At 66.8% G+C, this 15,935-nt stretch carries 20 protein-coding genes and 1 tRNA gene; 15 read left to right on the top strand and 6 right to left on the bottom strand.

Annotation, left to right across the window (positions count from 1 at the left end; all coding sequences use genetic code 11):
* Positions 1-11 precede the first annotated feature (11 nt).
* From trxC to AC11WY_RS05160, 3 genes are all read left to right on the top strand, one after another.
* Positions 12-476, top strand: coding sequence for a thioredoxin TrxC (trxC, locus tag AC11WY_RS05170; protein ID WP_482923238.1), 465 nt, complete (start codon positions 12-14; stop codon positions 474-476).
* 73 nt (positions 477-549) lie between these two features.
* Positions 550-625 (top strand) — tRNA-Ala (locus tag AC11WY_RS05165).
* Positions 626-1,081: 456 nt separating this feature from the next.
* Positions 1,082-1,321, top strand: coding sequence for a hypothetical protein (locus AC11WY_RS05160; RefSeq protein WP_482923236.1), 240 nt, complete (start codon positions 1,082-1,084; stop codon positions 1,319-1,321).
* A gap of 178 nt (positions 1,322-1,499) precedes the next feature.
* Here the strand turns inward: AC11WY_RS05160 and AC11WY_RS05155 are convergent, their stop codons facing one another.
* Positions 1,500-3,194: an OmpA family protein gene (locus AC11WY_RS05155; RefSeq protein WP_482923234.1), complete on the bottom strand. Its 1,695-nt coding sequence runs from the start codon at positions 3,192-3,194 to the stop codon at positions 1,500-1,502.
* Positions 3,195-3,619: 425 nt separating this feature from the next.
* Here AC11WY_RS05155 and AC11WY_RS05150 point away from each other — a divergent pair, with 425 nt between their 5' ends.
* Positions 3,620-3,778: an entericidin A/B family lipoprotein gene (locus tag AC11WY_RS05150; protein WP_482923231.1), complete on the top strand. Its 159-nt coding sequence runs from the start codon at positions 3,620-3,622 to the stop codon at positions 3,776-3,778.
* A gap of 88 nt (positions 3,779-3,866) precedes the next feature.
* On the opposite strand, the gene AC11WY_RS05145 is transcribed toward AC11WY_RS05150, so the two are convergent.
* On the bottom strand, positions 3,867-4,103 hold the full coding sequence (locus AC11WY_RS05145; protein ID WP_482923395.1) for a hypothetical protein: 237 nt from the start codon (positions 4,101-4,103) through the stop codon (positions 3,867-3,869).
* 198 nt (positions 4,104-4,301) lie between these two features.
* Here AC11WY_RS05145 and AC11WY_RS05140 point away from each other — a divergent pair, with 198 nt between their 5' ends.
* Positions 4,302-5,030 carry a Crp/Fnr family transcriptional regulator gene (locus AC11WY_RS05140; protein WP_482923229.1) on the top strand — a complete coding sequence of 243 codons (729 nt, stop codon included), beginning with the start codon at positions 4,302-4,304 and terminating at the stop codon, positions 5,028-5,030.
* Positions 5,031-5,295: 265 nt separating this feature from the next.
* Here AC11WY_RS05140 and AC11WY_RS05135 read toward each other — a convergent pair whose 3' ends face one another.
* Positions 5,296-5,814 carry a hypothetical protein gene (locus tag AC11WY_RS05135; RefSeq protein ID WP_482923227.1) on the bottom strand — a complete coding sequence of 173 codons (519 nt, stop codon included), beginning with the start codon at positions 5,812-5,814 and terminating at the stop codon, positions 5,296-5,298.
* Between the two features lie 333 nt (positions 5,815-6,147).
* Between AC11WY_RS05135 and AC11WY_RS05130 the strand changes: the two genes are divergently transcribed.
* The 4 genes from AC11WY_RS05130 (at position 6,148) to AC11WY_RS05115 (ending at position 10,424) form a co-directional block, all read left to right on the top strand.
* Positions 6,148-7,134, top strand: a complete 987-nt coding sequence (locus AC11WY_RS05130) for a hypothetical protein (RefSeq protein ID WP_482923225.1) — start codon at positions 6,148-6,150, stop codon at positions 7,132-7,134.
* A 119-nt stretch (positions 7,135-7,253) separates the two neighbouring features.
* Complete coding sequence (locus AC11WY_RS05125; protein WP_482923223.1) at positions 7,254-8,501, top strand: efflux RND transporter periplasmic adaptor subunit; 1,248 nt, start codon at positions 7,254-7,256, stop codon at positions 8,499-8,501.
* Positions 8,498-9,226, top strand: a complete 729-nt coding sequence (locus AC11WY_RS05120) for an ABC transporter ATP-binding protein (RefSeq protein WP_482923221.1) — start codon at positions 8,498-8,500, stop codon at positions 9,224-9,226. The genes AC11WY_RS05125 and AC11WY_RS05120 overlap by 4 nt, the downstream gene beginning before the upstream one ends.
* Positions 9,216-10,424, top strand: coding sequence for an ABC transporter permease (locus AC11WY_RS05115; RefSeq protein ID WP_482923219.1), 1,209 nt, complete (start codon positions 9,216-9,218; stop codon positions 10,422-10,424). The genes AC11WY_RS05120 and AC11WY_RS05115 overlap by 11 nt, the downstream gene beginning before the upstream one ends.
* A gap of 6 nt (positions 10,425-10,430) precedes the next feature.
* Here the strand turns inward: AC11WY_RS05115 and AC11WY_RS05110 are convergent, their stop codons facing one another.
* Positions 10,431-10,778, bottom strand: a complete 348-nt coding sequence (locus AC11WY_RS05110) for an ArsR/SmtB family transcription factor (RefSeq protein ID WP_482923218.1) — start codon at positions 10,776-10,778, stop codon at positions 10,431-10,433.
* A 182-nt stretch (positions 10,779-10,960) separates the two neighbouring features.
* Here AC11WY_RS05110 and AC11WY_RS05105 point away from each other — a divergent pair, with 182 nt between their 5' ends.
* The 6 genes from AC11WY_RS05105 to AC11WY_RS05080 all read left to right on the top strand — a co-directional run bounded on the left by AC11WY_RS05105 (position 10,961) and on the right by AC11WY_RS05080 (position 14,316).
* Positions 10,961-11,539 (top strand): OmpA family protein, encoded by a 579-nt coding sequence (locus AC11WY_RS05105; protein ID WP_482923216.1) that lies wholly within the window; start codon positions 10,961-10,963, stop codon positions 11,537-11,539.
* Positions 11,540-11,785: 246 nt separating this feature from the next.
* On the top strand, positions 11,786-12,115 hold the full coding sequence (locus AC11WY_RS05100) for an AtpZ/AtpI family protein (RefSeq protein WP_482923214.1): 330 nt from the start codon (positions 11,786-11,788) through the stop codon (positions 12,113-12,115).
* Positions 12,112-12,867 carry a F0F1 ATP synthase subunit A gene (locus tag AC11WY_RS05095; protein WP_482923394.1) on the top strand — a complete coding sequence of 252 codons (756 nt, stop codon included), beginning with the start codon at positions 12,112-12,114 and terminating at the stop codon, positions 12,865-12,867. The genes AC11WY_RS05100 and AC11WY_RS05095 overlap by 4 nt, the downstream gene beginning before the upstream one ends.
* 43 nt (positions 12,868-12,910) lie before the next feature.
* Positions 12,911-13,147 (top strand): F0F1 ATP synthase subunit C, encoded by a 237-nt coding sequence (locus AC11WY_RS05090; protein ID WP_482923212.1) that lies wholly within the window; start codon positions 12,911-12,913, stop codon positions 13,145-13,147.
* 70 nt (positions 13,148-13,217) lie between these two features.
* Positions 13,218-13,751, top strand: coding sequence for a F0F1 ATP synthase subunit B' (locus AC11WY_RS05085; RefSeq protein ID WP_482923210.1), 534 nt, complete (start codon positions 13,218-13,220; stop codon positions 13,749-13,751).
* 4 nt (positions 13,752-13,755) lie between these two features.
* Positions 13,756-14,316: a F0F1 ATP synthase subunit B gene (locus AC11WY_RS05080; protein WP_482923208.1), complete on the top strand. Its 561-nt coding sequence runs from the start codon at positions 13,756-13,758 to the stop codon at positions 14,314-14,316.
* Positions 14,317-14,390: 74 nt separating this feature from the next.
* Here AC11WY_RS05080 and AC11WY_RS05075 read toward each other — a convergent pair whose 3' ends face one another.
* Positions 14,391-15,158 (bottom strand): FadR/GntR family transcriptional regulator, encoded by a 768-nt coding sequence (locus AC11WY_RS05075; RefSeq protein WP_482923206.1) that lies wholly within the window; start codon positions 15,156-15,158, stop codon positions 14,391-14,393.
* A gap of 107 nt (positions 15,159-15,265) precedes the next feature.
* Positions 15,266-15,928, bottom strand: coding sequence for a YiaD family glycine zipper/OmpA-like lipoprotein (locus AC11WY_RS05070; RefSeq protein ID WP_482923204.1), 663 nt, complete (start codon positions 15,926-15,928; stop codon positions 15,266-15,268).
* Positions 15,929-15,935 lie beyond the last annotated feature (7 nt).

The following is a 15,935-nucleotide window of genomic DNA, read 5'->3' as shown; positions in this document are numbered from 1 at the left end:
CAATACAGCGAATGTATCAGGAGGAAGCCGTGGCCGAGGGCGTGAAACTGATCTGCACCGACTGCGGGCAGGCCAACCGGGTGCCGCTGGACAAGCTGACCGCGGGGCCGAAGTGCGGCACCTGCGGGGCGAAACTGGCGGATGGGTCGGTCGGCGCGCTCGACATGGCGACGCTGACCAAGGCGGTAAAGACCGACGACCTGCCCATGCTGATCGACTTCTGGGCGCCCTGGTGCGGCCCCTGCCGGATGATGGCGCCCGAGTTCGCGAAGGCGGCGAAGGCGCTGGCGCCCCATGTGCGGTTCGCCAAGATCAACACCGAGGAGCACCCCGAAGCCTCGCAACGCTTCGGCATCCGGGGCATTCCGCTGTTGATCCTGTTCCGCAGTGGGGGCGAAGTCACACGTCTGCCCGGCGCCCGCCCGGCCGCCGAGATCGAGCGGTTCGTGCGCGAACATGTGACGCCGGTGGCCTGAGCAATTCCGCCCGAGGGATTCTGGGCCCGCTTGCTTGACAAGGCGCGGGCCTTGCGCCAAATAGCGCCCCTGTGGGGCAGTAGCTCAGTTGGGAGAGCGCGTCGTTCGCAATGACGAGGTCAGGGGTTCGATCCCCCTCTGCTCCACCAGATCGCCAAAATTGGTTATTGAAAAGTGACGGATATTTTGCGGTCTGGTCTTCCGGTCCCACCATTCATCCCACCGGCCGTGGTGAGCCGACCCTGTCTTGAGGGCGGGCACGCTGGCTTGCGACGCCCACCGTTCCAACGGTCCGACGGCCAAACCACAACGGATCGACGGTCAGGCGCTCGATGTGCGCGGCCGTCAGGGTCTGGCCCCGCAAGCGACGACTGGAATTGACGTCCGGTTCAGGGAAAACCTGTGAACCGACGGCCGCGACGGGCCGCATTCCGGTGTCGGGCCTTGCGATGCAACGCGCTGTGTGCTCCATCGACACGACCGGGCAATCAGACCGCTGCCAAAGCGGGCAAGTTCCGGTTCATGCTGCCCTGAGTTAGTGCGCGGCGGGCGAGGGGCGGCTAACGTCGCGCATGGAAAATCGATCAAATTGGAGTGGGAACAGAATGCGATTCGTAAAATTTGCCACCGGCTTGGTGCTTGTCGCCACGCTGGCGGGATGCCTTGAGAACAACACCCAGCGCGGGGTTGCCGGTGCGGCTGGCGGCGCGCTGGTCGCGGGCGCGGTCGGCGGTGACGTTCTCGCGGGTGCGGTGATTGGCGGCGTGGCTGGGGCCGTCTGCCATGACCTCAGGGTGCCGGGGTGCCGCGACGACGGGCACGGCGAATACCGCATGTATCACTGACCGACGGGCCGGGCTGATCGGTCTGGCGACGGACGACGCGGACCATCACGCCATCGGGGACCAGTGCCCCGGTGGCGTTTTCGTTTCTGTCTGCCGGGTGTCCGTGAGGAGCCGTGGAAGAAACGGAGACGGATGACACCCCCCGCCCGAGTATCGGGCGGGAGCGTGGTCTGGCGTGTCAGTTCGCCGCAACGGGGGCGAGCAGCGGGGTGATCCGGCGCACGACGACGCGGCGGTTGACTTCGGCCGCGCTCTGGGTTTGCAGCGCCAGGTCGGACTCGCCATAGCCCTGCGTCACCATGTTCTCGGGCGGCACGCCAAAGCTTTCGGTCAGGGCCAGCGCCACGGATTCGGCGCGGGCGTCCGACAGCGCGAGGTTCGAGGCGACGTCGCCCACGGCATCGGTATGACCCTCGATCAGGAACACCTCGGACGGGTTCTGGGCGATTAGACGCACCATCGCTCCGCCGAGGGCCGCCAGGGCTTGCGCCTGATCCGGCCCGATGGCGGAAGACCCGGTATCAAAGGTCAGCGCGTTCAGGTTCACCGCCGGGACAAGGCTGCGCACCTCGTGGTAGTCGCGCACCTGGCGCAGGCTGAACGTGCGGCCGTAGGGCTGCGGCGGCGGGGCGTCGAAACCCTGGATCAGCACTTCAGGCGTCGTCTGGATGCCATAGATGATGATCACCGGAGGCCGACGCGGCCGGTTGTCCGGCGTGTAGGCCCGCTCTGGCCGGGTATCGTCGTAGAGCATGACCGGGTGCGCGTTCGGGTGCTGCACACTGCGGCGCAGGACACGCCCGTCGACGTCGAGCACGGTGATGATGACGGTGCCGTCCGCCAGCACGACCCGGCTGAGCACCGAGCCGTCATTGTAGTTCTGGGTGTGGACGGTGGAGCCCGGGCGGCGCACCAGGGCGTTATCGTCGTGCATCACGCCGTAACGGCCGTTCGAATCACGCACAATGACGCGGTCGCCGGAGTTCGACACGACGGTCTGACCGTTCGACAGGATCGCGCCGACCGCGACAGCCCCGAGCGCGATCAGCCCGAACTTCTCAAGATCGGTCAGGCCGGAGCCCTGCTGGTTGGCCTGGGGGGCGTTGTGATCCGGGGCGTTCTGGTCGCTGCGGCGCACGTCCTTGTCGCCAAGGGTGATCGCCGGGGCGGTCGCGCCGGCGTTCGCATCAGCAGGTGCCGCGGCGGCAGCCGGCGGCTTGGTCTTGCCGCCCGTCTTGGCACCCAGCAAGTCGGCACCCGGTTTCGGTTTCCCGGTCTGGTCGGTCGGCTGAGGTTTCCCGGTGCCGGTCTCGGGCGTCGGCTTCACCTCGGGCGTCGGCTTCACCTCGGGCGTCGGCTTCACCTCGGGCGTAGGCTTCACCTCGGGCGTGGGTTTCACCTCGGGCGTCGGCGTCACCTCGGGCGTGGGTTTCACCTCGGGCGTCGGCTTCACCTCCGGCGTCGGCTTCACTTCAGGTGTCGGCTTCACTTCAGGCGTCGGCTTCACCTCGGGGGTGGGTTTCACCTCGGGGGTGGGTTTCACCTCGGGCGTCGGCTTCACCTCGGGCGTGGGTTTCACCTCGGGCGTGGGTTTCACCTCGGGCGTCGGCGTCACCTCGGGCGTGGGGGTCACCTCGGGCGTCGGCGTCACCTCGGGTGTCGTGGCTCCGGGCGCCGGCTGCGCTTCGGGCGCCTTGGCGCCGGGCTTCAGCACCTTGGGCAGGATCGGCTTGCAGTCCTTCTGGCCGGGCAGGCAGGGCGAGCCGTCAACCTGCGGCGTGGTGGTATCCGTCTGCGCAAAGCCTGCTGCGGGCTGCAACAGCATCAGCGCGACGCAGATCGAGGTGGTGGTCTTGAGAAGGGAAATGCTCATGTTGGCTCCAGATGGCGAGGGGATAAACTCGGTCGTGGTACGTCGGACCCGATTCCGCCGACCAACCGCGAACGCCCGGAAGCGAGCCGTCGGTTGATCGGACGTGGTCGGGATGGCATGTCCGAACGGGCCTTTCCCGCTGGGTGCCGGATGCAGGGCCGACCGCGATATTTCCACGGCACGGCCGATTCCGCAAACCGACGGATGATTTTATTCTACCTGCCCCCCGCTGCCACGCCTTAACGTGGATCAGCACGGCCCCGAAGCCGAGAGGCGGCGCGATCGTGTCTTTTGAAATCCGCCGACGGCTTGAATATACCTGCGCTGCGTGATCCATGTTAGTGTGGCGTTGCGGCAATCCTCTTAGCCGGTGGAAAAGCGCCGTTCCGTCCGAAGTGGGCGGCGAGGACTGTGGAGAGATTGACATGAAGGCGACCAAGACGGGTCTGACACTGACCGCCGCTGTTTTGCTGCTGGTGCCGATGCTGCTTGCGGGCTGCGATGCCACCGCAGGTGCCGGGCGCGACATTACGTCGGCCGGCCAGGCGATCACGAACAGCGCCAACGAGAACAAGACCTATTGACCGCTGAACACGGGCCGCATCAAGCGGCAGGGCCCGGCGGCAGGTCGGCGGTTGATTCTGGCCGATCAGATCCACGCCGCGCCCGGCGTCAGCGTCGGCGCACGGAATTTCCCCCGTCCAGTATCTTGTTGATCAGCGCCGCGACCGAGGCGTGATGGCCGGGATATTCCTTTGTTTCCCGCATCTCTGCATGCGCGGCCGCCGCATCCTTCAGGATGCCGAGGATCTCGGTCTCTGGCAGAATCTTGTGGTCGTTCAGCGCCAGCAGGAGCGATTCCACGATCGCCAGCGCGGCAGTTCCCGAAACATCTGGGGCAAAACTCATGACGGGAAACCTTTCCAAGGCGTACCACCCAACGGAGGTCCGACCGCGCGGCATCATTCGCATCGCCATCTTCGCAGAAAACTTGCAGGGTGGGCTGATGCAGAGCAGGATGCAGAGGTTCCGCCTCGATAACGTGCCGCGCAGAATGCCACCGCCGTTGCCCTTTGCGCGGCAAAGGTCGGATAAGATTTGCCGACGATGGTTCAGAACAGCCCCTTCGCCCGCAAGCTTGGCGCCTACGTTGCCCTTTCCGATCCGGAATTCGCCGCCCTGGCGGCGCTGCACGCACGGCGCCGGAGGTTTCCGGCCGGGCAGGACATGATCTACCAGGGTCAGACCGTGCGACCGGCCTACATTCTGGCCAGCGGCTGGGCCTGTTCCTACAAGCTGCTTCCGAGCGGCACGCGGCAGATCGTGGACTTCCAGATTCCGGGCGATTTCCTCGGCCTGCGCAGCGTGCTGTTCCGCACCGCCGACCACAACGTCGAGCCGGTGACGCGGGTCGAGGCGTCCGAGGTGCTGGCCAGCGACCTGCTCGACGCCTTCAGCCGCACCCCGCGACTGGCGACCGCGGTGCTTTGGGCCGCCTCGCGCGACGAGGCGATGGTGGTGGAGCATCTGATCAACATCGGCCGCCGCGACGCGCTGCAGCGCACCGCGCATTTGCTGCTGGAACTTGGCGCGCGGCTGATGCTGGTCGGCCTTGGCACGAGGGAGAGCTATGCCTGCCCGCTGTCGCAATACCTGCTGGCCGATGCGCTGGGGCTGAGCGCGGTTCACATCAACCGCGTCCTGCGCCAGTTGCGCGAGGAGGGTCTGCTGACCTTCCGCAACGGCAAGGTGATCTTCGACGATTTTGACGGACTTGCCGCGCTGGCCGAGTTCGACCTGAGCTACCTTGATCAGAGCGGCCCCCTGCTGCGCTAGGCTCGCCGGTGTGGCGCTTGGCCGTGCCGATGTCGGCGGACCGGGCTCTGGCCTTGCGTCGCAAACTGGTGAAGCCCGCCGGTTGCACCTGAGGATGCCTAGGGACAAGCATCCGCCGACGGGCTTCACCAGAACTCGGAAAACAACAAGGTGGCGACCGGATATCCGCCCGCCATGCATCAGCCTGATCCGATTCCCGACCGGGTGGACTGATGCAGGTCAGTCCTGCCACCGACTTTCCGAACCGGCGATGGCAGGCGGCGTGTCAGAGGTGCTTGGCGACGTAGTCGGCGAAGGCCGCGATCATCGCGTCGTGGTATTCCTTCTTGTCGGGCGTGATCGTCAGCACGTCGACACCGGCGGGAACGAAGGCCTCCGAGTCCTTGAACGAGATGGTCAGCTCGTAGTTGGAATTCTTGTGTGGGGTCGCCTGAGTCGTGCCGCTGCCGGACGTGGCCACGTCGGTGACCACGTTGACCACGCCCACAAGGTGCGGGTCGGGGGCCCCCGCGGCGTTCAGATAGCCGGTCGACAGCGCCACCGACGACACATTGACCAGAAGGTGCGCGCCGTCTGCCGCGATCCGGTCCGCAATGCGCGCGGCGATGGCGGCCTTCAGGTCGTCGCTCAGATTGGCCCAGTATTTCGCGGCGGCCGGGTTGGCGACCGCGGTCAGATCGACGGTGACCGCGATGTCCTTGACCATGACCTGCACGGCATTGGCCGGTGCCGTTGTGGCCATCAAGACCGCGACAAGCGCGGGTGCAAAAAAGCTACGGAACATTTGAGATTCTCGATTCTGGTTTGAGGTGACCTGATCTGGTCATGGTTCACCCTGCCATTGATTGCGCGGTGCACGACTGATGCAGGTTGGCCCGCTGTCGGATTTCGACTCCGGGGAGGCGGCGAACTTCCGCGCCGCGCTGGCAGTGCTGCCGCAGCGCGTGGACTGGAGGCCGAAGGTGGTGGCGGATCAGATCGGCCTTCGCCTTTGCCTTTGCCTTGCCGCCCGATCTTCTGCATGCTCGGGATGGCGGGGACGCGGTCGGTCTGGCAGGTGCTCCGGCCGTGCCGTCGGAACCAGCGGGGGCGATGACCTGTGATGATCGAGGGGAGGATGTCCCGCCGCGCGCTCGGGGGCCTCACGGCACGGCTGGCGGCATTGTCCCTGCTTGGCGTAACCCTGTCCGGCCTGCGGTCGCCCGCCGAGGCGGCAATCCCGAAAGGCCCCCTGGCGCGGATGAAAGCGAGACTCTACCCCTTTGCCTCCGCGCCGTTCCCCTATGAGGGCCTGCGGCCCGATACCGGCGAAAGATTCCTCGACGTCAAGGGCGCCAACGGTCGCGCCGGTCACACCTCGCCACGCGGCGGGGTCTACTACGAAGACCAGACCTATTCCGACAACCACGTTCTGGTGGCGCTGCCGGGCGGCTTCGACCTGCGCAAGAAGGCCGCGATCGTCGTGTTCTTTCACGGCAACCAGGCAACGCTTCAGCGCGACGTCGTGGGTCGGCAGCATGTGCTGGACCAGTTGCAGGCCTCGACGCTGAACGCGGCGCTGATCGCCCCGCAGTTCGCCGTCGACGCGCTCGACTCCAGCGCGGGCCGCTTCTGGCAACCAAAGCAGTTCGCCCGCTTCATGTCCGAGGCGGCAACGGCGCTCGCCGATCTGCTGGGCGTGCGCGACGCGCGACAGGCATTCGCGGGGCTGCCGATCATTCTGGTGGCCTTCAGCGGCGGCTACTACCCGGTGGCCTATGTCCTGACGATCGGCGGCGTCGGGCCGCGTATCATGGGCCTTGTGCTGCTCGACGCGCTGTTCGGCGAGACTGACCAATATGTCGACTGGATCCGGCAAAGCCACCGTGGCACCTTCTTCTTTTCCGCCTATTCCGAGGCGGCGGAAGACGAAAACACCAGCGTCCGTCGACAACTGGACGCTGAACGGATCGCCTATTCGACGGCGCCGCCGCGGGCGCTACGGCCGGGCGGGGTGACCTTCCTCGCGACGCCCGGCCTCGACCACCGCGACTATGTGACCAAGGCCTGGGTCAACGATCCGCTGACCTGGCTCTTCAATCGTGTGCCCGGGCTCGCGCGCTAGGCCCCCGCGCCCTCCGGCGTTGCTCCAGATCAAGGCCGGAGCTTGGTCGCGTGCTAAGAGGGGCAGGCGCGGAAGGCGGGTGCATCCTGTGTGCTCGTCCGTGAACATGGGATCATGTGATGCCGATCGGGGCCGATGACCTTGAGAAACTTCTGGCCGGCGGGGCAAGGCGGCGGCGCTGGCCGCGCTGGGTCTTCGTCGGGCTCGTGCTCGCCGCACTGATCGGCGGCGGGGTCTGGTGGCGCGCGGCACGCACGGCGGCGGCCCCCGCCTACACCACCGTGGCCGCGCGCGTCGCCGACCTGACGGTGCGTATCACTGCAACCGGAACTGTCCAGCCCACCGACGAGGTCGACGTGTCGAGCGAGCTGAGCGGCACGATCCGTGCCGTCGCGGCGGATTACAACGATCACGTCGCCGCCGGGCAATTGCTGGCAAAGCTCGACACCGGCAAGTTGCAGGCGACCCTTGATCACTCGCGGGCCACGCTGGCCTCGAAGCAGGCGATGGTGGCCCAGGCGGCCGCCACGCTGGCCGAAACGCAAAGCGGCTACAACCGGATCGCCGAGCTGGTCAAACGCGGCTCGGGCACCGATCAGGACTTGCAGACCGCCAGCGCCGCACTTGCGCGCGCGACGGCGGCGCTTGACATGGCGACGGCCGACGTGCGGGTCGCCGAGGCCGATCTGAGCCTGGATCAGGCGAACCTCGACAAGGCCGCGATCACCGCGCCGATCGACGGCATCGTGCTGGCGCGCAATGTCGAGGTCGGCCAGATCGTGGCCTCGTCGTTGCAGGCGCCGGTGCTGTTCACGCTGGCCGCAGATCTGCGGAAGATGGAGCTGAACGTCGCCATCGACGAGGCCGACATCGGCAAGGTTGCTGTCGGCAACCGGGCGGAATTCACCGTCGAAGCCTACCCCGAACGGCGGTTTCCGGCGATCATCGCCCAGGTCCGCTATGCGCCGCAGACGATCGACGGGGTGGTGACCTATCAGGCGGTGCTGTCGATCGACAACGCCGACCTGGCGTTGCGCCCCGGCATGACCGCGACTGCGGAAATCATCGTGGCCGCGGTCTCGCAGGTGCTTGTGGTGCCGAATGCCGCGCTGCGCTTCACCCCTGCGGCGCCCAAGACGCCAAGCGGCGGCTCTGGCTTTGTCGGCATGCTGATCCAGCCGCCCCAGGTCAAGCCCACGACGCCGACGCCGCCACCGGGCGGGGCGCAGCGGCTCTGGCTGCTGAAGGACGGCGCCGCCGTGCCGGTGGACGTGGTCGCGGGCCAGACCGACGGCACGCTGACGCAGGTCGTCTCGGGCCCGCTGCAGCCCGGCGATGCGGTCATCACCGACGCCACCACGCCATGACCGATGCGGGCGCCCCCCCGATCGCCCAGCCCCTGATCTCGCTCAGCGGGGTCGGCAAGACCTATGGCACCGGCGAGGCCGAGGTGCAGGCGTTGCGCGACATCACGCTGTCGATCGCTGCGGGCGAATTCGTCGCGATCATGGGCCCCTCGGGGTCGGGCAAGTCCACCGCGATGAACATCCTCGGCTGTCTCGATACGCCGACGCGGGGCAGCTACCGCTTTTCCGGCGTCGAGGTCGGCGGGCTCAGCCGCGATCAGCGCGCGCTGCTGCGGCGCCACTGCCTTGGCTTCGTGTTTCAGGGCTACAACCTGTTGCCGCGGATGACCGCGCTGGAAAATGTCGAACTGCCGCTGATCTATCGCGGCGTGGCGCGGGCCGAACGCCGCCATCTGGCGCGCGAGGCGCTGACGCGGGTCGGGCTGGAAGGCCGCGTCAGCCACGACCCGTCGGAACTGTCGGGCGGCCAGCAGCAGCGCGTCGCCATCGCCCGCGCCATTGTCGGACGGCCCGACGTGATCCTGGCGGACGAACCGACCGGCAACCTCGATACCGCCCGTTCGCGCGAGATCATGGAGCTGATGACCACGCTGAACCGCGAGGCGGGCATCACCATCCTGATGGTGACGCATGAACCCGACATGGCCGCTTATGCCCACCGGGTGGTGCATTTCCTTGACGGTCGCCTTGCCACGGATGGCATCGGAGGCGCCGATGCTGCTTGAGGCGCTCCGGCTGGCGGTGCAGGCGATCCTGCGCAATGTGCTGCGGTCGTTCCTGACCGTGCTGGGCATCGTCATCGGCGTGGCGGCGGTGATCGCGATGCTGACCGTCGGGCAGGGGTCCACCGCGCAGGTGAAATCCGACGTCGCCAAGCTGGGCAACAACCTGCTGATCGTGCGGCCGGGTCAGGGCGGGGGCCCCGGTGTCTCGGCCGGCACCGCGCCGTCGCTCAGCGAACGCGATGCCACCGCGATCGAGGCCGAGGTGCCCGCCGTCAGCACCGCCGCCCCGCTCAGCGCGGGGTCGATGACCGTCGTGTTCGGCAGCCAGAACCACACCACCAACGTGACCGGCACCGACAACCGCTATCTTGCCGCGACCGGCTGGACCCTGGCCGAGGGCCGCGCCTTCTATGACAGCGACATCCTGTCGGGCGCGGCGGTCTGCATTCTGGGCGAAACGGTGCGGCAGGCGCTGTTCGGCGCGGGCGACCCGATCGGCGCCGACATCCGGTTCCGGCAGGTCGCCTGCCGGGTGGTGGGCCTGCTGGCGGCAAAAGGCGCGTCGAGCTTCGGCACGGACCAGGACGATCTGGTGCTGATGCCGCTGCGCGCCTTCCAGCGCCGCATCGCGGGCAATCAGGAGGTGGCGACGATCTTCGCCTCGGTCCGTGACGGGCAGACCACGGACAAGGCCAAGGCCGCCATCGAGGCGCTGATGCGCGAACGCCGCCACATCGGGCCGGGCGAAAACGACGATTTCAACGTCTTCGACCTCAAGCAGATCGCGACGATGCTGACCGGCATCTCGACCGTGCTGACCGGCCTTTTGTCAGCGGTGGCGGCGGTCAGCCTGCTGGTCGGCGGGATCGGCATCATGAACATCATGCTGGTCTCGGTCACCGAACGCACGCGCGAGATCGGCATCCGGCTGGCGATCGGCGCCACCGAACGGCAGGTGCTGGTGCAGTTTCTGGTCGAGGCGGTGGTGCTGTCGCTGGCGGGCGGGGTGATCGGCATCCTCACCGGCCTTGCGCTGGGGCTGACGGGCGCGCGGGTGCTGCGGGTGCCGTTCAGCCCCGACCCCTGGGTGATGCTGCTGGCCTTCGGCTTTTCGGCGGCGGTCGGCGTCGTATTCGGCTATTTTCCCGCCCGCCGCGCCGCCCGCCTGGACCCGATCGAGGCGCTGCGGCACCAATGACGGCGCTCACTCGGTCGGGTCCGGCGCTGCGCCCTCTGCCAGTTCGCGCGCCAGAAACCGCTCGAACGCGTCAAGGTTCACCGGCTCGAACTGCCCGAAGCCCTGCATCCAGACCGAAGCGCCGCGTAGCGCGTCGGGGTCCAGCTTGCACCACTTCACCCGGCCGCGCTTTTCCTGGCTGATCAGTCCCGCCGCGGCGAGGATCGCGAGGTGCTTCGAGATCGCCGCGAGCGACATCGCGAAGGGCTCGGCCACGTCGGTCACGGCCATGTCATCCTCCAGCAGCAGCGACAGGATCGCCCGGCGGGTCGGGTCCGCGAGCGCGGCGAAGACATGATCGAGCGGGTCGGACATGGCGCCCAGGATCGGCCCCCGCGCGGCCGCCGTCAACCGCGGCAAAATGGGACAATTCCACATGCTTTTCTCGGGAAGAGGAGTAATATCCTCACAGGAGTGTGAGTTTTGGGAATCGCGGCGGCGGGTTGGTGCCATCTTTGGTCTGCGTTGCCGTCGGGGATTTAGGAGGAGGGTGATCCATGAGGACTTTATTCAAGGTGCTTGCGATTTCGACGGCAACACTGGTCTCCGCGACGGCGGCAATGGCGCAAAACATGACCGGCGCGGCGCATGCCGAAGAGGGACAGTGCAAACTCATCGTGTATTTTGCGCTCGACAAAGACACGCTCACTGCCGAGGACATGCAGGTGCTCGACAACCTGATCGCGAAGTATCCGAAGGCACATGTCACGGGAACCGGCCGCACGGATGCGCTGGCTTCGGCGGCCTACAATCTTGACCTGTCGAAGCGGCGGGTGATGCGCGTGGTGAACTATCTCAAGACCCACGGCGGACAAGACATGACCTTCGATCTGTCCGGTGTGGGCAAGTCCGAACTGGTGATCAATGTGCCGGGCTCCGAGGCGAAGAACCGCCTCGTCGATCTGAACGTTGCCAACTGCAATCAGGCGTACCTGACGGGCCCGGCGGTGCCGGCCAGTTCGCTGACCAGTGGTGCCGCGCTCGCGGGTGTCGGGCTGGTCGGCCTGCTGCTGCTGCTCAGCAACCAGTCCACGACCTCGACCACGAACACCTCCGGGACGAACGTCCAGAAGTGACGTCAAGACCGCTCCGGCGGCGCGACGGAAAGACGCTGTGCCGCCGGGGAACATCGTCGTTCAACCGGATGGTTGAATGTGGCGCCGGGCTTGCGCCGACACCAAGACCGCTGCGGCAGATCGTCAGGCGTCTTGTAAATAATAGCAATATCAACTAGTTGGCGCGAATTCTCAACGGTTCGTGAACGCTTGACTTGGGCGCGGCCCGTCCGTAGGTTCCGACCGACTGTCCAAGGGGGGCTTCACATGGGCAATGCGCCCGACGACGAGCGGCTCAGGCAGCTCGATGCGCGCATCGCCAAGGTGAAGAAGTCGGTCGCACCGGCGCCCCGGGTGGACGAACACTACAGCCAGGCCAACGTGGGCTGGCGGATGGTGACAGAGCTTGTGGCCGGTCTGGGGATCGGCTTCGGCATCGGACTGGGGCTTGACGTGCTGCTTGGCACGAAGCCGTGGTTGATGATGCTGTTCATGATGCTGGGCTTCGCGGCCGGAGTGCGGGTGATGTTCCGCTCGGCGCAGGAGCTGTCGAAGAATACGGCGGCGGGATCACCCGCCGAGGACGAAGGGGAATAGACGTGGCCAGTGGCGAAGCATCCAGCAGCCTGACGTTCCATCCGATGGAGCAGTTCACCGTGCGCCCGCTGTTCGGCGGCGACGTGGTGCACTGGTACACCATCACCAACGTGACGCTGTGGATGGCCATCATCGTTCTGGTGGTGATGGCGATCTTCGTGGTCGGCGCGGGCGCCCGCGCCATCGTGCCCTCGCGCAGCCAGTCGGTCGGCGAGGTGATCTACAGCCTGATCCATACCATGGTCCGCGATGTCGCAGGCGAAGACGCGCTGGGCTTCTTTCCGTTCGTGCTGACGATCTTCCTTTTCGTCTGCTTCGCCAACACCCTGTCGCTGATCCCGCTCAGCTTCGCCGTCACCAGCCATGTCGCGGTCACGGGCGTGCTGGCGATCATCGTTTTTCTCTCGGTCACGGCCATCGGCTTTGCCAAGAACGGCTCGCACTTCCTGGGCCTGTTCTGGGTCAGTTCCGCGCCGTTTGCGATGCGCTTCGTGTTGCTGCCGATCGAGCTGATCTCATACTTCGTGCGCCCGGTCAGCCACTCGATCCGACTTGCGGGCAACATGATGGCGGGCCATGCGGTGATCGAGGTGTTCGCGGCCTTTGCCGCGGTGCTGCTGATCTCGCCGGTGTCCATCGTCGCGATCACCGCGATGTACGGGCTCGAAGTGCTGGTGGCCATCGTTCAGGCCTACGTTTTCACGATCCTCACCTGCGTCTACCTCAAGGATGCGCTGCATCCGTCGCACTGAGCGATCATCCGACATCTTCCCAATTCAACCAAGGAGACATGACATGACCCCCGAACTGCTCAAGATGGGTGCGTATATCGGTGCCGGCCTCGCTGGTATCGGCTCGGGTGCCGCCGCAATCGGCGTGGGCACCGTGGCCGGCAACTACCTGTCGGGTGCGCTGCGCAACCCGTCGGCCGCGCCGGGCCAGATCGCCTACCTGTTCATCGGCATGGCCTTCGCCGAAGCGCTGGGGATCTTCTCGTTCCTCGTCGCCATCCTGCTGATGTTCGCGGTCTGATCCGGCACCTGTCAGGCGGCCGGGCGGGCGAAAGCGTCCCTCCGGCCACGTTGGGGTGAAGGAGAATACCATGGCGACTGAAGCGGTCACGGCGGCAGGCGAAGCCGGCCACAAGGTGGCAATGCCGCAGCTCGATTTCACGACCTACGCCAACCAGATCTTCTGGCTGCTGGTGACCTTGGTCGTGCTCTACCTCATCGTGTCGCGGCTGATCCTGCCGCGCATCGGCGGCGTCTTGGCCGAGCGCAAGAGCACGATCGAGCGCGACATCGCGGCGGCCGAAGAGCTGAAGCGCAAGGCGGTCACGGCGGAAGCGGCCTACAACAAGGCGCTGGCGGATGCCCGTTCCGAGGCGGCCAAGATCGTCGCGGCGGCCAAGGCCGATATCCAGAAGGATCTCGACGCGGCCACCGCCAGGGCGGATGCCGAGATCATGGCCAAGGCGGCGGAATCCGAAAAGCGGATCGCGGACATTCGCGACAGCGCGCTGGCAAGCATCACCGACGTCGCGCGCAGCACCGCGGGCGAGATCGTGACGCACTTCGGCGGCAGCGTGGATGCGGCTGCGGTCGGTGACGCCGTCGCGGCACGGCTGAAGGGGTAAGGCGATGAAACGACTGGCGATCCTGGCAATCCTCGCGGCGACACCCGCGCTGGCGGAAGAGCCTGCGGGCCCCTTCTTCTCGCTGCACAACCCTGCCTTCGTGGTGCTGATCTCGTTCCTCGTCTTCGTCGGAATCCTCGTCTACTTCAAGGTTCCGGGGATGATCGGCGGGGCGCTTGACACCCGCGCCGACCAGATCCGCAGGGACCTGGAAGAGGCGCGACTGCTGCGCGAGGAGGCGCAGATGATCCTGGCCTCCTACGAGCGCAAGCAGAAGGACGTGCAGGCGCAATCGGCCCGGATCGTGGCCGGTGCCCGCGAAGAGGCGATTGCGGCGGCCGAACAGGCCAAGGCCGATCTGGCCGCCTCGATTGCCCGGCGCCTTGCCGCGGCCGAGGATCAGATCGCTTCAGCCGAAACCGGTGCGGTGCGTGCCGTCCGGGATCGCGCCGTGTCGGTGGCGGTAGCAGCGGCGGGCGATCTGCTGACCAAGCAGATGACCGAGGCCACGGCCAACGCGCTGATCGACAGCGCCATCGGCGACGTCAGCGCGCGGCTGAACTGAGCCGCTGCCGAAACGCATCCTGGCCCGGCCCTTGTGCCGGGCCTTTCGATTCCGGGGGCACGGATGACAGCAGGCTAGCGTCCCTGTTCGTGCTGATACCGCTGGCGCGCGATCTCTTCGTTGTGGTCGGCTTTCAACTGCGCCCGCAACGCCGCCTCGACATAGTCCAGATGCGCCTCCACCGCCGCCCGCGCGGCCTTGGGGTCGCGCGCCTGGATCGCGTCGTTGATCGCCCGGTGCTGATCCAGCAGGGCGCTGCGCGTGGTGCGCTGCCTGAACATGACCTGGCGGTTGTAGAACACGCCCTCGCGCAGCAGATCGAACATCGACCGCATCATGTGCAGCATGATCACGTTGTGGCTGGCCTCGATGATCGCCATGTGGAACTCGGCATCCTGCCGCGCCTCGTCGGCCGGGTTGCGCTTGGAATGGGCGGCTTCCATCTTGGCGAAGATGCTGCCGATCACTTTCAGGTCGGTGTCCGAGCCTTGGGTCGCCGCGCGTTCGGCCGTCAGCCCCTCCATGTCGCGCCGGAACGAGAGGTAGTCGAACACCGCATCGTGATGGCTGGAGAACAGTCCGATCAGCGCGGGCGAGAAGGCCGAGCCGAGCACGTCGGCAACGAAGATGCCCGCCCCGGCGCGCGCGGTCAGCAACCCGCGCTCTTGAAGATCGGCAACCGCGTCACGCAACGAGGGGCGCGAGACGCCAAGCGACTCCGACAGCTCGCGCTCGGACGGCAGCCGTTCGCCGGGCCGCAGGATGCCGCGCAGGATCAGCAGCTCGATCTGGCGGACGATGGCGGTGGACAGTTTCTCGGGCGTGACCTTCTGGAACGGCATTTGGCACCTGCGGATTGGTCAGATCATATGACCGCACCGCAGCGCGCGCGTCCAGCGCGCTAACGGCCGGACGCGCGCGCCCGGCCGCCATCGCGGGATGGTTCGCGTCAGCCGTTGTTCGGGCGGATATGGATCTCGACGCGCCGGTTCAGGGCCCGGCCTTCGGGCGTCAGGTTCGATGCGACGGGCAGGCTCTCGCCGCGGCCATAGGCGATCAGCCGGTTCGCGCGCACACCGTCCTGCATCAGGATGGCCGCCACGGCGTCGGCGCGGCGCTGCGACAGATCCTGGTTGTAGGCGGCGGTGCCGACGTTGTCGGTGTGCCCGCTGACCGTGACCGTGCTGTCGGGATACTGCCGCAGGTTTTGCGCCACTGCTGCCAGTTCGCGTTGCAGACCGGGCTGCACCGCGGTGGAGTCGGTCGCGAACAGGATATCCTGCGGCATCGACACCACCAGTTCGTTGCCGGTGTTCACCACGGTGATGTTGTCGTCGCCCAACCCGCTGCGCAGATCCTTCGCCTGCCGGTCCAGCGCGCCGCCCGCGATCGCGCCGACCACGCCGCCCGCCGCCGCGCCGACCACCGTCTTGCCGAAGGCGCCGCGCCCACCGCTCAAAGCGCCTGCAAGGCCGCCGACGACAGCGCCGGTGATCGCGCCCGTCCGGGCATTGGCGTTGGGGTCGTTGGGGTTATAGCTCTGATCCGACATGCACCCCGACAGCGCCAATGCACCAACGGTGGCCAATAGAAGGGGGGTCTTCATCAACATCTGCTCT

The sequence above is a fragment of the Solirhodobacter sp. genome (assembly GCF_964715405.1).
This window is presented reverse-complemented; position numbering and strand designations above follow the sequence as displayed.

What these genes read in the sequence shown, in the direction of transcription:
- trxC (WP_482923238.1), top strand. Translation starts at nt 12, where the DNA reads ATGTATCAGGAGGAAGCCGTGGCCGAGGGCGTGAAACTGATCTGCACC.
- AC11WY_RS05160 (WP_482923236.1), top strand. Translation starts at nt 1,082, where the DNA reads ATGCGATTCGTAAAATTTGCCACCGGCTTGGTGCTTGTCGCCACGCTG.
- AC11WY_RS05155 (WP_482923234.1), bottom strand. Translation starts at nt 3,194, where the DNA reads ATGAGCATTTCCCTTCTCAAGACCACCACCTCGATCTGCGTCGCGCTG.
- AC11WY_RS05150 (WP_482923231.1), top strand. Translation starts at nt 3,620, where the DNA reads ATGAAGGCGACCAAGACGGGTCTGACACTGACCGCCGCTGTTTTGCTG.
- AC11WY_RS05145 (WP_482923395.1), bottom strand. Translation starts at nt 4,103, where the DNA reads ATGAGTTTTGCCCCAGATGTTTCGGGAACTGCCGCGCTGGCGATCGTG.
- AC11WY_RS05140 (WP_482923229.1), top strand. Translation starts at nt 4,302, where the DNA reads ATGGTTCAGAACAGCCCCTTCGCCCGCAAGCTTGGCGCCTACGTTGCC.
- AC11WY_RS05135 (WP_482923227.1), bottom strand. Translation starts at nt 5,814, where the DNA reads ATGTTCCGTAGCTTTTTTGCACCCGCGCTTGTCGCGGTCTTGATGGCC.
- AC11WY_RS05130 (WP_482923225.1), top strand. Translation starts at nt 6,148, where the DNA reads ATGTCCCGCCGCGCGCTCGGGGGCCTCACGGCACGGCTGGCGGCATTG.
- AC11WY_RS05125 (WP_482923223.1), top strand. Translation starts at nt 7,254, where the DNA reads ATGCCGATCGGGGCCGATGACCTTGAGAAACTTCTGGCCGGCGGGGCA.
- AC11WY_RS05120 (WP_482923221.1), top strand. Translation starts at nt 8,498, where the DNA reads ATGACCGATGCGGGCGCCCCCCCGATCGCCCAGCCCCTGATCTCGCTC.
- AC11WY_RS05115 (WP_482923219.1), top strand. Translation starts at nt 9,216, where the DNA reads ATGCTGCTTGAGGCGCTCCGGCTGGCGGTGCAGGCGATCCTGCGCAAT.
- AC11WY_RS05110 (WP_482923218.1), bottom strand. Translation starts at nt 10,778, where the DNA reads ATGTCCGACCCGCTCGATCATGTCTTCGCCGCGCTCGCGGACCCGACC.
- AC11WY_RS05105 (WP_482923216.1), top strand. Translation starts at nt 10,961, where the DNA reads ATGAGGACTTTATTCAAGGTGCTTGCGATTTCGACGGCAACACTGGTC.
- AC11WY_RS05100 (WP_482923214.1), top strand. Translation starts at nt 11,786, where the DNA reads ATGGGCAATGCGCCCGACGACGAGCGGCTCAGGCAGCTCGATGCGCGC.
- AC11WY_RS05090 (WP_482923212.1), top strand. Translation starts at nt 12,911, where the DNA reads ATGACCCCCGAACTGCTCAAGATGGGTGCGTATATCGGTGCCGGCCTC.
- AC11WY_RS05085 (WP_482923210.1), top strand. Translation starts at nt 13,218, where the DNA reads ATGGCGACTGAAGCGGTCACGGCGGCAGGCGAAGCCGGCCACAAGGTG.
- AC11WY_RS05080 (WP_482923208.1), top strand. Translation starts at nt 13,756, where the DNA reads ATGAAACGACTGGCGATCCTGGCAATCCTCGCGGCGACACCCGCGCTG.
- AC11WY_RS05075 (WP_482923206.1), bottom strand. Translation starts at nt 15,158, where the DNA reads ATGCCGTTCCAGAAGGTCACGCCCGAGAAACTGTCCACCGCCATCGTC.
- AC11WY_RS05070 (WP_482923204.1), bottom strand. Translation starts at nt 15,928, where the DNA reads ATGTTGATGAAGACCCCCCTTCTATTGGCCACCGTTGGTGCATTGGCG.